A 12,394-nucleotide genomic window follows, 5' to 3' on the forward strand; every position below is an offset into this window, starting at 1 on the left:
ATTCCGACGGCAGATAAGAAAAAGGCCGGGCGCGAAAGCGGCCCGGCCAAAGTATGAAGGTCATAACCTTCAGAGGGGAACATCGCCCGGCGCAATGGGAGGAAAACACCGAGCGATGCCCTTTATTTGGGGCCTGAACGGCGTATTTTCCACGAACGGAATTCCAAAAAAGAGCGAAATCGCGAAAAAATCTCGCTCAATCATCAGGAATCGTCAGTCGGCGACCGATGCTTTTTCCAGAAGATCGGCATAGTGACGCCGCGCCACGTCGGGATGCGACCTCAGCCGGCTTTTCAGTACGTTGGTCCCGACATTGCGGAAAAGCGGATTGTCGGGGTCGCTGGCCGGGCCGCGCGCTTCGGCCGCCAGTTCCTCGGGCAGATCGAGCAGCGGGACGGTGGCGTCAAGCCGGGCGCTGAAGAAGAACGGCACCGAAATCCGTTCGACGCCGGCCGGCGGCGTGACGACGCGATGCACGGTGGCTCTGAGATAGCCGTTCGAGGCGAGTTCAAGCAGCTCGCCGATGTTGACGACGAGGGTTCGCGGGATCGGGTCGACATCGACCCAGCTGCCGTCATATTCGACCTGCAGGCCCTTGTTCTCGTCCTGCAGCAGAAGCGTGAGGAAGCCGCCATCCTTATGCGCGCCGACGCCCTGGTCGTCGCCGGTGGCATCGCGGCCGGGATAGCGAACGATCTTCATGCGATGGTTCGGTTCGCCGCGATAGATCGGATCGAAAGCGTGCTCCGGCTGGTCGAGCGACAGCGCGAAGGCCTTGAGCAGCCGGATCGCCACATCGGTCGCCTTGGCCTGCCAGGCAAGCAGCGCGGGCTTGAGATCGGGGAGCGCGGCCGGCCACTGGTTCGGGCCCTGCAGCCGCGTCCAGGCCGGCACGCCTGGCCCTTGCGGAATGGTCGCGCGTTCGACGCCGACGTCGAGCTGCTCGCGCCAGTCGGCCTTGCCCCTGGTCAGCTCGCCGCCGGCGCGCGTATAGCCGCGAAACTGCGGCGACTTCACCATTTCGATGTCGAGCTTGTCGGCCTCCGGCAAGGCGAAGAAGCGGCGGGCGGCGCCCAGCACTGCGTCGATCTCCCGCTGGGTGATGCCGTGGCCGCTCAGATAGAAGAAACCGACATCGCGGGCGGCGGTGCGCAGATCGAACAAGAATGTCCGCAGTTCCGATGCGCCCTGCTCAAGGCGGTCGAGATCGAGCACCGGAATTGTCCTTGCCATGGACAGGCTCCTCTGGGCGGCAACTCTTTGTTTTTTTGCGATTCCGGACGGAAAACCGCTGCGCACTTTCCCGGAATTGCTCTCTTTAGTTTTGGCGCAATTCCGAACGGAAAACCGCTACGCACTTTTCCTGGAATTGCTCTAGCGACCCCGTCGCACGATGACATGCGCGCCATTGCGGGTGAAGAAACGCACCACCCAATCTCGTTGCAAACGAAGCAAGCCGGCGCTCAATTCCCGGCTTTTGCGGCAAATTGCGTTCGCGCCGCCATCCCGTGTCCGCGCTCTATCCGCGATGGTCCAGCCGAGCGACAAGGCGGTCGCCAATCCACTGGATGCCGCAGACGAGCACAATGAGCACGACGACCACGGCGACCATCACGCTGGTCTCGAAACGCTGATAGCCATAGCGGATGGCGAGGTCGCCGAGACCGCCGGCGCCGACGGCGCCGGCCATGGCCGACGCGCCGACAAGCGTCACGAGCGTCACCGTGAAACCGGCGACGATGCCCGGCAGCGCCTCCGGCACCAGCACCTCGCGGATGATCGTCCAGCGGTTGCCGCCCATGGCGCGCGCCGCCTCGATCAGGCCGTGATCGACCTCGCGCAGCGACACTTCGGCGATGCGGGCGTAGTAGGGTGTGGCGGCGATCGACAATGGCACGATTGCCGCCCATGTGCCGATCGAGGTGCCGACGATCAGCCGCGTCACCGGGATCAGCGCCACCAGCAAAATGATGAAAGGAACCGACCGGAAGCCGTTGATGATGGCGCCGAGACTGCGGTTGACCCAAAGGCTTTCGGCGATGCCGCCGCGGTCGGTGGCGACCAAGGCAAGGCCGAGCGGCAGGCCGAAGACCAGCGAGATGAGACCCGACGCGCCGGTCATCAGCACCGTCTCCCAGATCGAGCGAAGCAGGAGTTCAAACAAGACCGGCGACATGGCCAAGCACCTCCACCCGCGCGCCGCGGTCGTTCAGGAATGTCGTCACCCGCGCAAGACGCGTGGCTTCAGCGCCGGCAACGGCCAGGAACAGCGTGCCGACGGGCTGGCCTTGGACATGATCGACGCCGCCTTGCACCAGGCGGAACTGGCCTGGCACCGCCGCGGCAAGATCGGAAAGCAAAGCACCGCGCGCCGTCTCGCCGGCGACATCGATCCGGAGAATCGTTTCCGCACCTTCGCCCGGAACCAGCCGGGTCGCGATCTCGGGCGGCAATTGCGGCCGGATGCTACTGAGCAGGCTGCGGGTGATCTCGGATTTCGGATTGGCGAAGACCTGCCAGACGGCGCCCTCCTCGACGATGCGGCCGGCATCGATCACCGCCACGCGGTCGGCGATCGAACGGATCACCTCCATCTCGTGGGTGATGAGCAGGATTGTGAGACCCAGCCTGGAATTGATGTCCTTGAGCAGCGCCAGGATCGAGCGCGTCGTCTCCGGATCGAGCGCCGAGGTCGCCTCGTCCGACAGGAGCAGCGCCGGTCGGGCGGCAAGCGCCCTGGCGATGCCAACACGCTGCTTCTGTCCGCCCGACAGCGAGGCCGGATAGGCCTTGGCTTTCTCCGACAGACCGACGAGCTGCAGCAGTTCCGCCGCGCGCGCCAAGCGCTCGGCGCGCGGGCGGCCTTCGATCTTGAGCGGCAGCGCGACATTCTCCTCGACTGTCTTGGCCGACAGCAGGTTGAAGTGCTGGAACACCATGCCGATGCGGCGGCGCAGCGGCTGCAGCTCGCGCTCGCTCAGACGGCCGATCTCGCGGCCCTCGATGAAGACCTCGCCGGAATCGGCCCGCTCCAACCCGTTCAGGCAGCGGATCAGCGTCGACTTACCGGCGCCGCTGCGGCCGATGATGCCGAGGATTTCGCCCTTCTGAACAGTCAGCGAGACGCCGTCGAGCGCCGGCGTCGCGCCGAAGCGGCGCTTCAGGCCGGCGAGGCGGATAACGTCTTCCCGCCCGGTCGGCTGGATGTGGACCGGGTCGGCGCGTTGGGCCGTGACATGCTGGTTCATTTCTATGTCCGTTTCTGTGCCGTGCAAACGCGACGGCGGCCCGCTCAGCAGTGGGCCGCCTATTTGTGCCAGCCAGGCCCCGATCAATAGGCGCTGATCCCGGTGCCCTTGTAGACCTTGTCGAACTCGGCCTTGACGGTCTCGTTCTGATAGGAGGTGACCAGCGTCTTCACCCACGGCTCGTTCTCGCTGCCCGCTTTGACAGCGATGAAGTTGCGATAGGGATTGTCGGCCACCGGCTCCTGCGCGATGCGGTTTTCAGGGCCGAGGCCGCTCTTCAGCGCCCAGTCGGTGTTGACCACGGCAGCGTCGAGATCGTCCACCGAGCGGCCGACGATGCCGGCGTCAAGTTCCTTGATCTCGAGCTTCTTCGGGTTGTCGGCAATGTCGGCGGTCGTTGCCAGGATGCCGGTGCCGTCCTTGAGCTCGATCAGGCCTTCATGTTCCAGGACATGCAGCGCGCGCCCTTCGTTGGACGGGTCGTTCGGCAGGCCGATCACCGCGCCTTCCGGGAGGTCGGCGACCTTGGCATGCTTCTTCGAATAAAGCCCGATCGGCCAGACGCCGGTATAGCCGACCGGTACGATGTGGTAGCCTTGCGTCTTGATCTGGTTGTCGAGATAGGGCTTGTGCTGGAAAGCGTTGGCGTCGATCTCGCCCCGCTCCAGCGCCTCGTTGGGCTGGGTGTAATCGTTGAAGACGACGGTCTCGATGGTCAGCCCTTTCTTGGCCGCCTCGGCGGTGACGACACGCCAGACATCCTCATCCTCGCCGCTGATGATGCCGACCTTGATCGACTTCTTGTCCTCGGCGAAGGATGGCGACGGCATACCAAGGCCGATGACGGCCAATGTCGTGGCGAGAAGCACGCCAAGTCCGGCGCGCCTGGTGATTGACGTAACGAGAGACTTTGAAGCGTCGGACATGATGCGTTCCTTGCAATCCTGAAATCAGTTCGGCCCGGCGGAATGCGAAGCCTTGTTCTCAGCATCACCAATGCTGCCCGGCTGGGCAAAGAAGCGCATTTCCTCTGAAGCGGAGTGCGGGAAATATTCTCTCAAAGATTTGATGACTTGGAGCACGCCCGGTGAGCGGATGTTCGATATCGTAAAGGCGGCAGCGCCTATGAAGCGCGCCGGGCAAGGCGCAAGGGCAATCGGTCGCCTCCCGGCAGCGACGAGACGGACGGCAAGCCGCGCGCCTCCTGCGTGGCAAAGCCCAATCGGGTCAGGCAGGCCCGCGCCAGGGCCGCATTGCTGTCGATGACCAATACTCCGGCCGAATCGTTGAGGCTGGCGGCCACCACGGACAGTTCGGTGCAGCCGAGAAGTGCCACATCGGCGCCGGCCATTTGCGCGAGATCGAGCGCGCGCTCAGTCTCAGCCGCGGCTTCCGCAATCGAGCCTGCCTTTACGAGATTGATCGCGCTGTCGACGCGTTCCTGGAATTCCGCGTCTGCCGGAACGCAGACCTCGACCCCGCCGGCGAAATCCTGTCCTGATAAAAGCCGGAGGCAAGCGTGCCCCGGGTTGCGAGGTTCGCAACTCTGCCCCGGTCCAGGCTCCGGCGGATCTCCGCCACCACCGCGTCGCCGATGTGGATGATCTCGGCTGGCGAGTTCGCCGCCAGCCTGTCGTACCAATGATGGGCGGTGTTGCAGGGCATGGCGATACAGGAAACGCCGAGCGCGTTGAGCGTCGAGACCGCAGCTTGCAGCGGCGCCAGCGGCCCGTCATGACCAGCCAGGATCGCTTCGGTCCTGTCGGGCAGTTGCGGCACGCTGAGGATGACGGAAGGCACATGCTCGTTGTCGCGCAGCGCCCCGGTCATCCGGGTCAGCTTAAAGTAGAAGTCGGCCGATGCGAGCGGCCCGAGACCACCGATGATGCCGAGCTGCGGACGGATGCCGTCGTCGATCATCGGGCGGGCTCGGGTTCGAGCTCTTGTGCGACTGTTTCAGCAGCCTGCGCCGCTTCCCGGTGGCTGGGCGCGATCATTGCCGTGCTTGCGGCCACGGTGGAGACGCTGGACAGCGTCATCAGCGTGTCCACGGCCGCGTCCACCGCGACGAACAGGACGAACGCCGCCTCGAAGGGAAGCTTCAGATAGCCACAGACAATGGACATCTGCGACAGGATGAGCAGGCTGCCCATGCCGCCTGTGGTCAGTGCCAGAAGCGCAGAGACGACGCCGACAAGCAAGAGGTCCGGTATCGCCAGGGGATGGCCGTAGAGCTGGGCGATGAACAGGACGCCCGAGGTGTAGACCAGCGCCGGGCCGGTCCGCAGCAGCGCAGCCTGCAGCGGCACGAGCAGCTCGACCACCACCAGGTTGAACCTCAGGCGCTCTGTCAAAAGGTTGATGACCCAGGGCAGCGAGGCGACCGTGGAGCGCGTTGTGATGGCCACCATCAGAAGCGGCTGAAGGGTCTTGATCGTAGCCCAGTAGCTCCGCCGCGAGCGTATGGCGATGACGGCAAACGCGCCGGCGAGAAATGTCACGCAGGAAAGGCCCATCACCAGCAGGTAGCCGCCCATCAGCATCAGCGGCTTGATGCCGGTCGACGCGGTCTGGTCGGCGATCAGGATGAAGGTCGCGAAGGGCAATCCCCAGACGAACCAGTTGGTCAGCACCGTGCAGGCCTTGTACACCGCGTTGAGGGCCTGAGAGAGGCTGAGCGACGAGGGCTGGGGAATCCTGCCCATTGCAAGCCCGAAAAGCAGGCAGAACAACAGGACCTGGATGGTCTGGCCCGAGGCCAGCGCGTTGAAGACGTTGTTCGGCACCAGATCCAGGAAGATCGAATGTCCGCTGTTCGGATCCCCGGTCGACGGCGGCGGCTGGAAGGGGAATGCGAGATCGGTGGAGACGCTGCCTTGCGAATTGATGAACTCGCCGAGCTCGATACGCGACTGCGGGTTCTCGATCTGGCCGGGCTTGAGGATCAGCGAATATGTGCCGCTGACCAGCACGGCAAGGAACGACACGACCAGTACCGCTATGCCGACCTTGCCGAGATAGCGGACCGATTTCGGGTCCTGGACCATCGCGGTGATGGAGAAGATCACCGACGAGACCAGGTAGGGCAGGACGACCATCTTGAGGAAATTCAGGTAGACCTGCGCGATGGGGCTGATCGCATGGGCGAAGGCCGGGTAATAGAGGCCGCACAGGATCCCAGCCAGGATCATGATGATCGTCGTCGCCGGCGAGCGCAGGATGCGCTTTGCCGCCAAGCGCCAATCGAAAGGCATGGCTGCGGCTACATCCGAGACGGCCATTGTCAGACTTTGCTCCGCTGGCGATAACGCGCGATGATCTCGTCTGTGTTGAGGACCTGCTGGCCTCGCGCGAGATCGAGATAGAGATCGACGAAGGCCGCCAGATGCGGATTGTCCGGACTGATGCCGACGGCGATCGTGTCGACCTTGTCGGTCAGCGTGATCGAGCGTGCGACCACCGTCATCGACGGATCGTCGACCATCAGCTTCTTGATCTCGAAATCGTCGCGATAGGCGAGGTCGATCGTGCCGTTGCGGATCGCATCGATGACCGTGTTCCAGCCGGCGAAGCGCTGGATCGTGGCGTGCGGAAACGTGGCGGCCGCGTAGGTGGCGAAGGACGAGCCTTCGATCACGCCGAGGTCGCCGGAGAAGTCGCGGATGATCTGCTCAGGCGGCTTGCCTTGCGTGATGCGGGCCAGGTTGACGCGGTTCGCCAGTAGCCCCTGGTGCAGCATGGCGTAAGGCCGCGAATAGAGGATCGAGCGGCCGCGCCGCAGGGTGCGGCTCAGCTTGCCGATCGCCAGGTCCGCCTGGCCCGACGTCAGCTGCTGCACCATGGCGTCGAAGGTCCCGGCTGATCGGTCGAACACCGGTTCGACGCCGAGTTCCGCGGCTATGCCACGCGCCAAGCCCACATCGATGCCGCTGTCCCCAGAGCCGTCGGCCGGGAAGAAGGGATCGGAAGCGAAAGCCGGCATGGCGATGCGTAGCTTGTTGTCGCTGACGATGGGTTTGGCAGCGTCTTGCGCCTGGGCCGGCGTGGCCAGGGCTTGCGCCTGCGCGAGCAGCAGCCCTCCGCCTCCGGCTGCAAACAGCGTGCGACGTGTAAGCGGCATGCGCATTTCTCTATCGTGCAGGAGAGCCGGACAACAATTCTGACCGATGCGCAGTATGCACGTCGAAGTTAAGTAAAGGTATCTTTTGTTTTGCGCTTTTTTACATTGCAATCGGCCGAAATGGCCTCAGGATACATGCATACTTTCTAAAATAAAGAGTCCGCGGCGGGGCGTGTTGTTGCCCGGTTCGTGCGAGGGATCGTCAGAACGTCTCGACCCAGGGCCTCAGCTCGACCTCGAAGCTCCACGCGCTGCGATGCTGGCGATGGACGGAGAGATAGGTCTCGGCGATCGCATCGGGCGAGAGGCGACGATCCGGCCGGTCGGACTCGGGCACCTGTCCGGCCGGCTCGATCTGGCCGTCGATGATGAAATGGGCGACGTGGATGTTCTTCGGGCCGAGCTCGCGCGCCATCGATTGCGCCAGCCCGCGCAGGCCGAATTTCGGCATGGCGAAACCGGCGGAACCGGAGAACCCTTTCAGGCTTGCGCTGGCGCCGGTGAACAGGATCGAGCCGGAACCACGTGCAAGAAGCCGGCGCGCAGCCTGCTGGCCGACAAGGAAGCCGCCATAGGCGCCGACGAGCAGGGCTTGCTTGACCGCTTGCGCGTCGAGTTCGGCGATTGGGCCGCGCGTGCGGCCGCTGGCGTTGAAGACGGCAATTTCGAGGGGACCTGCCTTGTCGGCCGTCTCGAAGAGGCGCTCCACGGAGGCTGCGTCCGATACGTCTGTTTCGAGGGCCTGCGCGCCGGTTTCCTTGACCAGCGCGGCCAGTTTGTCGACGTTGCGGGCGGCAAGGATGGCACGGAAACCCTGCTTGGCGAGAAGCCGTGCCAGTGAGGCGCTTAATCCAGAACCGGCGCCCGCGATCACTGCGACGTTGGCTGCCATGGCGTTTTCTCCTTGCGATAGTCCATCCGGGCAGTCGCCCGGCCGATGGTCTTGTTCGCAGCCTCGCGCCTTCTTCGCCGAGAGGCAAGAACGGCGTTGCTCCGTTTTCACCATTCGATGCAAAAAGCCGTCGGTCTATGCGCCGGCCTGCTCGGGTGTAGCGAGACACTTGCCTGCCGCGCCGATCCGTCCGACACGTGAATGAAGGGCGATTCGAGGAACGACCATGGAACCAATCTGGGCCGTCGGCCTGATGACCGGCACGGTGCTCGACGGCAATATCGACGTGGCGCTGATCAAGACGGACGGAGAGCGCATCGCCGACACCGGTACCTACACGCTGGCCCCCTATCCGCAATCGATCGGCGCCCTGCTGGAAGAAACGCTGCGCCAGGCGCGCGCCTGGAATTTCGAAGGGCCGGAGCCGGCGATTTTTCGCGAAGCCGAGGAGGCGCTGACGCGCGCGCAATCGGCGGCGGTCAGGGATCTGGTGGAGAGCCAGGGCATGAGCATGGCCGATATCGGCGTCGTCGGCTTCCACGGCCAGACCGTGCTGCATCGCGCCCCGCAGCCGGGACGCATCGGCCGCACCCGCCAGCTCGGCGATGGCGAGCTGATGGCCTCGCTGCTCGGCACCAAGGTCGCCTATGATTTCCGCTCGGCCGATGTCGCGGCCGGCGGGCAAGGCGCGCCTTTGGCCGCCGCCTATCATGCCGCGTTGCTTAAAGAGGCGGACGCCAGCGGCGACACCGCGGTGCTCAATCTCGGCGGTGTCGGCAACATCACATGGTGGGACGGCAAAGACGCAATCGTCGCCTTCGACACCGGTCCGGCGAATGCGCCGGTCAACGATTTCATCAAGTCGAAAGGCCTGGGCGAGATGGACCGCGACGGCAGGCTGGCCGCCGCCGGCAAGGTCGACGAGGAACGGCTCGCCAGGCTCCTACGGCATCCGTACCTGACGAAGCCCTATCCGAAATCGCTCGACCGCTTCGACTTCACCGCGGCGATGGCAGAGGGGCTCGGCGCGGAAGATGGCGCGGCGACGCTGACGGCCTTCACCGTGTCGGCCGTCGGCAAGGCGCTCGACCTGTTGCCGCGTCGCCCGAATCGGCTCGCGGTCAGCGGCGGCGGCCGCCACAATCCGACGATGATGGGAATGCTCGAAAGCCGCGCCGGCGTCGAAGTGGTGCAGGCCGAGACGCTCGGATGGAAGGGCGATGCCGTCGAGGCGGAATGTTTCGCTTTCCTCGCCGTCCGCGTGCTGCGCGGCCTGGCGATCAGCTTTCCGAGCACCACCGGCGCGCCCGAGCCGCTGCGCGGCGGAAAACTGGCGGGCTGATCAGGACGACAGCTTCTTTTGCAGGAAGGTGCGGCTGCGGCCGGCCGGGAAATCCGGCAGCTCGCCGAACGGCTTGTAGCCCTGGCGCCGATAGACCTTTTCGGCGATCGGATTGAAGGTGTCGATCCAGGCGCCATGGCAACCGCGCGCGATCGCCTCCCGTTCGGCGGCGTCGAGCATGTCCGCGGCAATGCCTTTTCCGCGCAGTTTTTCGTCGACCCACAGCCACTGCACGTAGAGCCACCCCCAGGCGGTGTAGCCGGAAATACCGGCAACGAGGGCGCCGGTTTCCCCGCGCACGAAAACCGCGAGCGACTTTCGGCCTGACGCTCCGACATCGGCATCGTTGAAAGCGGTGAGGCTTCCGCTCAGGAAAGCGAGGTCCTGCGGCGAGGGCTCGGCGGTGATCTCGAGCGTCGTCTTCATCGGCTGCGACTCCGGTTCGCGAGCCAGCCTTAGAGCAATTCCAGGGAAAGTGCGAAACGGTTTTCCGGCCGCGAGCGAGGAGCGAGCCTGTCACCGAGGACCGACTGACCGCCAAGCCGCTGCGCCCGCCACCAGCATCAATCCTGCGGCGATCAAGGCGCAGTTGGCGAAACCGAGGTTCGTGTAAAGCGGGCCGAAGCCTGCCGTGCCGACTGTGACGGCGAGATAGGTGACCGCGCTGTTCAGGCCCATGATGGTGCCGCGGCGCGCCGGGTCGAGCGCGGTGAGGCGCATGACCAGCACGTTCAGCCCGAAATGGTTGGCGAGGCCCCAGACGGCGATCGTCGCGATCAGCGGGCCGAAGCCGCCGCTCGCCAGCGCGATTGCGACATAGACAGCGCCGACGAGCAGATAGGCGAAAGGCATGACGCGGCGGGCGCCGAGCCGGTCGATGACGCCATCGAGCAGAGCGGCCGCGCCGAAACCGAGGCCATAGGCGACCGCCGCCAGGCCGTTGGCGCTGACCGGCTCGCCGAGGGCTTGGTGGAGATGATCGCCGAGATAGCCGTAGACGCCATAGAAAGCGGTCATGAAGGCGCCGCAGGCAATGAGGAGCGGCAGGATGCCGGGAACGGCGAGCGCGCCAAGCGGCGACGGCGCGGGGCCGCTTTTCCCGGTGTTGTGCAGCGAACTCATCGCCAGGCCGGCAACGGCCGCTCCAGCGAGCAGTGCAACGGCCGCGAAGACGGCGCGCCAGTGGATAAGATCGGCAATGACGGCCGACAGCGAGACGCCGGCGACCATTGAGAGCGTCCAGCCGGTCAGCACCACCCCAATGGTGCCGCTTTCGCGGCCGGGCGGCGCGATCGCGGCCGAGCTGGCATAGATCGCCGGCATGGCGATGCCGGCGGCAATGCCGGCAACCAGCTGGGCGGCCACCAGCATCGTCACCGTCGGCGCCAGGGCGCTGGCGACCAGCGCGATTGCCAGCAGCAGCAATGCGCCCTGCAGCATGCGGCGCGCGCCGATCCGGTCGATGTAGCGGGCAAGGAAGAGCGCGCTGGCCGACGTGCCGAGGCCGAAGGCGGCGGCAGCCGTCATCACTGCCGGCACGCTGGCGCCGAACGACGCTGCGACGGCGGGCGCGATCGGTCCCAGAACCAGGGAATTGGAGCCGATGACGGCGATGCAGCCGGTCAGCAGATAGGCGGTGGCCGGAATCGGCGCGCGGGGCGCCTCGGTTATAATTGCTGATTGATTGCTGTTCGACATATCATCATAATGGCCGAATTGAATTCCGCATCAATGGAGAATTTCCGTATGGACACAGAAACAGATGACATTCAGCGGAACAAGCATCCTGCCCGGGAGGTCGACCCTATCGACCGAAAGATATTAGGCGTCCTCGTCGAGGACGCGACCATCAGCTATGCCGAGCTCGGCGAACGCGTCGGCCTGTCGCCGCCGGCGGCGCATGAGCGGGTCAAGCGGCTGAAGCGCAGCGGCGCCATCCGCGCCACATCGGCGATCATCGATCCGAGGGCGGTGAAGAAGCCGCTGCTTGCCTTCGTGCATATCGACACCAGGGGCTGGGGCAAGACGCCGGAGCTGATGGCGGTCTCCAAATATCCGGAGGTCGAGGAGATCCACACGGTCGCCGGCGACACTTGCATGCTGCTCAAGGTGCGCACCGAGGACACGCGCGCGCTGGAGGGCCTGCTGGCTCGTCTCTACGACACGCCCGGTGTCACCTCGACGCGCAGCTATGTGGTGCTCTCGACCTATCTCGAGCGGCCGGTGCAGCCCGAGATCACAAACGAATGGCCGGCGCCGAAGCATATGGCGACACCGGTTTATTAAGTCGCCGCGATCTGGTGGCGCCCGGAACGCGCCAGCAGATAGAACGCCGCGACATGCGTGACCATCAGCAGCGGCACGTAGAGGATCGGGATCGCATACGTCGCGCCCAACTGTCCGGCATGGCCAGGAAGGTCGAGCACGGTGCCGAGATAGTAGTCGCCGACAAGGTCCACCACGCCCGCGAGGTTGAAGGCGACGACCAACGGCCAGAAGATCGCGGGCCTCCTCACCGCGACCAGCGCCAGCATGGCAAGCAGGCCGGTGGCGAAGTCGCCATAGGCGGCAAAGCTTGCGAAGGCAGGAGCAAGATCGGGGCCCACGACGCCCGGGATGAGGAAGACGAGCCCGAAGAAGCGGAAGCTGTGCAGCGTTGCTATCGCGCGCTGCGCCTCTATCGGCTCCATCGACCGCAGCCTTGGCCAGATATAGGCGGCAAAACAAAGCAGCCACGGCACGTAGCCGAGCACGAGATGGATGTTGAAGATCATCGCAGGTGACATCTTCGC

Annotated in this window: 13 protein-coding genes and 1 pseudogene; 3 read left to right on the forward strand and 11 right to left on the reverse strand. The window is 64.9% G+C overall.

From position 1 onward, the window contains the following. Nucleotides 1–213: 213 nt before the first annotated feature. Nucleotides 214–1,233: an isopenicillin N synthase family dioxygenase gene (locus tag LB528_RS17530; RefSeq protein WP_224715703.1), complete on the reverse strand. Its 1,020-nt coding sequence runs from the start codon at nucleotides 1,231–1,233 to the stop codon at nucleotides 214–216. On the opposite strand from LB528_RS17530, the gene LB528_RS17535 reads away from it, so the two are divergent. Then, entirely contained in the window at nucleotides 1,232–1,378 is a 147-nt protein-coding gene (locus LB528_RS17535) for a hypothetical protein (RefSeq protein WP_224715705.1), read from the forward strand. The genes LB528_RS17530 and LB528_RS17535 overlap by 2 nt on opposite strands. A gap of 141 nt (nucleotides 1,379–1,519) precedes the next feature. On the opposite strand, the gene LB528_RS17540 is transcribed toward LB528_RS17535, so the two are convergent. The 7 genes and pseudogenes from LB528_RS17540 to LB528_RS17570 all read right to left on the reverse strand — a co-directional run bounded on the left by LB528_RS17540 (nucleotide 1,520) and on the right by LB528_RS17570 (nucleotide 8,260). Beyond that, nucleotides 1,520–2,176, reverse strand: coding sequence for a methionine ABC transporter permease (locus tag LB528_RS17540; protein ID WP_224715706.1), 657 nt, complete (start codon nucleotides 2,174–2,176; stop codon nucleotides 1,520–1,522). Next, on the reverse strand, nucleotides 2,157–3,248 hold the full coding sequence (locus LB528_RS17545) for a methionine ABC transporter ATP-binding protein (RefSeq protein WP_224715708.1): 1,092 nt from the start codon (nucleotides 3,246–3,248) through the stop codon (nucleotides 2,157–2,159). Before LB528_RS17545 ends, LB528_RS17540 begins: the two co-directional genes overlap by 20 nt. Before the next feature lie 83 nt (nucleotides 3,249–3,331). After that, a complete protein-coding gene (locus LB528_RS17550) occupies nucleotides 3,332–4,174 on the reverse strand; it encodes a MetQ/NlpA family ABC transporter substrate-binding protein (RefSeq protein ID WP_224715709.1) in 843 nt (280 codons plus the stop codon). A gap of 197 nt (nucleotides 4,175–4,371) precedes the next feature. Further along, nucleotides 4,372–5,168, reverse strand: a pseudogene (locus LB528_RS30570) (aspartate/glutamate racemase family protein). Then, nucleotides 5,165–6,529 (reverse strand): dicarboxylate/amino acid:cation symporter, encoded by a 1,365-nt coding sequence (locus LB528_RS17560; protein ID WP_224715711.1) that lies wholly within the window; start codon nucleotides 6,527–6,529, stop codon nucleotides 5,165–5,167. Before LB528_RS17560 ends, LB528_RS30570 begins: the two are co-directional and overlap by 4 nt. 2 nt (nucleotides 6,530–6,531) lie before the next feature. Next, nucleotides 6,532–7,368 carry a substrate-binding periplasmic protein gene (locus LB528_RS17565; protein ID WP_224715713.1) on the reverse strand — a complete coding sequence of 279 codons (837 nt, stop codon included), beginning with the start codon at nucleotides 7,366–7,368 and terminating at the stop codon, nucleotides 6,532–6,534. Nucleotides 7,369–7,570: 202 nt separating this feature from the next. Beyond that, nucleotides 7,571–8,260, reverse strand: coding sequence for an SDR family NAD(P)-dependent oxidoreductase (locus tag LB528_RS17570; RefSeq protein ID WP_224715716.1), 690 nt, complete (start codon nucleotides 8,258–8,260; stop codon nucleotides 7,571–7,573). 226 nt (nucleotides 8,261–8,486) lie between these two features. On the opposite strand from LB528_RS17570, the gene LB528_RS17575 reads away from it, so the two are divergent. Next, nucleotides 8,487–9,602 (forward strand): anhydro-N-acetylmuramic acid kinase, encoded by a 1,116-nt coding sequence (locus LB528_RS17575; RefSeq protein ID WP_224715717.1) that lies wholly within the window; start codon nucleotides 8,487–8,489, stop codon nucleotides 9,600–9,602. On the opposite strand, the gene LB528_RS17580 is transcribed toward LB528_RS17575, so the two are convergent. Further along, on the reverse strand, nucleotides 9,603–10,028 hold the full coding sequence (locus tag LB528_RS17580) for a GNAT family N-acetyltransferase (protein WP_224715718.1): 426 nt from the start codon (nucleotides 10,026–10,028) through the stop codon (nucleotides 9,603–9,605). Nucleotides 10,029–10,118: 90 nt separating this feature from the next. Beyond that, nucleotides 10,119–11,300, reverse strand: coding sequence for an MFS transporter (locus tag LB528_RS17585; RefSeq protein ID WP_224715719.1), 1,182 nt, complete (start codon nucleotides 11,298–11,300; stop codon nucleotides 10,119–10,121). Between the two features lie 48 nt (nucleotides 11,301–11,348). On the opposite strand from LB528_RS17585, the gene LB528_RS17590 reads away from it, so the two are divergent. Further along, nucleotides 11,349–11,888, forward strand: coding sequence for an Lrp/AsnC family transcriptional regulator (locus tag LB528_RS17590; RefSeq protein WP_140785449.1), 540 nt, complete (start codon nucleotides 11,349–11,351; stop codon nucleotides 11,886–11,888). On the opposite strand, the gene LB528_RS17595 is transcribed toward LB528_RS17590, so the two are convergent. Then, on the reverse strand, nucleotides 11,885–12,388 hold the full coding sequence (locus LB528_RS17595) for a hypothetical protein (RefSeq protein ID WP_224715720.1): 504 nt from the start codon (nucleotides 12,386–12,388) through the stop codon (nucleotides 11,885–11,887). The two genes, LB528_RS17590 and LB528_RS17595, sit on opposite strands and share 4 nt — an antisense overlap. Nucleotides 12,389–12,394: the final 6 nt, after the last annotated feature.

The sequence above is a fragment of the Mesorhizobium sp. CA4 genome (genome assembly GCF_020165075.1).
Classification (GTDB): domain Bacteria; phylum Pseudomonadota; class Alphaproteobacteria; order Rhizobiales; family Rhizobiaceae; genus Mesorhizobium.

Bases quoted from the DNA above. Each gene is read 5' to 3' on its own strand.
- LB528_RS17535 (WP_224715705.1), top strand. From the start codon at position 1,232: ATGGACAGGCTCCTCTGGGCGGCAACTCTTTGTTTTTTTGCGATTCCG.
- LB528_RS17530 (WP_224715703.1), bottom strand. From the start codon at position 1,233: ATGGCAAGGACAATTCCGGTGCTCGATCTCGACCGCCTTGAGCAGGGC.
- LB528_RS17540 (WP_224715706.1), bottom strand. From the start codon at position 2,176: ATGTCGCCGGTCTTGTTTGAACTCCTGCTTCGCTCGATCTGGGAGACG.
- LB528_RS17545 (WP_224715708.1), bottom strand. From the start codon at position 3,248: ATGAACCAGCATGTCACGGCCCAACGCGCCGACCCGGTCCACATCCAG.
- LB528_RS17550 (WP_224715709.1), bottom strand. From the start codon at position 4,174: ATGTCCGACGCTTCAAAGTCTCTCGTTACGTCAATCACCAGGCGCGCC.
- LB528_RS17560 (WP_224715711.1), bottom strand. From the start codon at position 6,529: ATGGCCGTCTCGGATGTAGCCGCAGCCATGCCTTTCGATTGGCGCTTG.
- LB528_RS17565 (WP_224715713.1), bottom strand. From the start codon at position 7,368: ATGCCGCTTACACGTCGCACGCTGTTTGCAGCCGGAGGCGGAGGGCTG.
- LB528_RS17570 (WP_224715716.1), bottom strand. From the start codon at position 8,260: ATGGCAGCCAACGTCGCAGTGATCGCGGGCGCCGGTTCTGGATTAAGC.
- LB528_RS17575 (WP_224715717.1), top strand. From the start codon at position 8,487: ATGGAACCAATCTGGGCCGTCGGCCTGATGACCGGCACGGTGCTCGAC.
- LB528_RS17580 (WP_224715718.1), bottom strand. From the start codon at position 10,028: ATGAAGACGACGCTCGAGATCACCGCCGAGCCCTCGCCGCAGGACCTC.
- LB528_RS17585 (WP_224715719.1), bottom strand. From the start codon at position 11,300: ATGTCGAACAGCAATCAATCAGCAATTATAACCGAGGCGCCCCGCGCG.
- LB528_RS17590 (WP_140785449.1), top strand. From the start codon at position 11,349: ATGGACACAGAAACAGATGACATTCAGCGGAACAAGCATCCTGCCCGG.
- LB528_RS17595 (WP_224715720.1), bottom strand. From the start codon at position 12,388: ATGTCACCTGCGATGATCTTCAACATCCATCTCGTGCTCGGCTACGTG.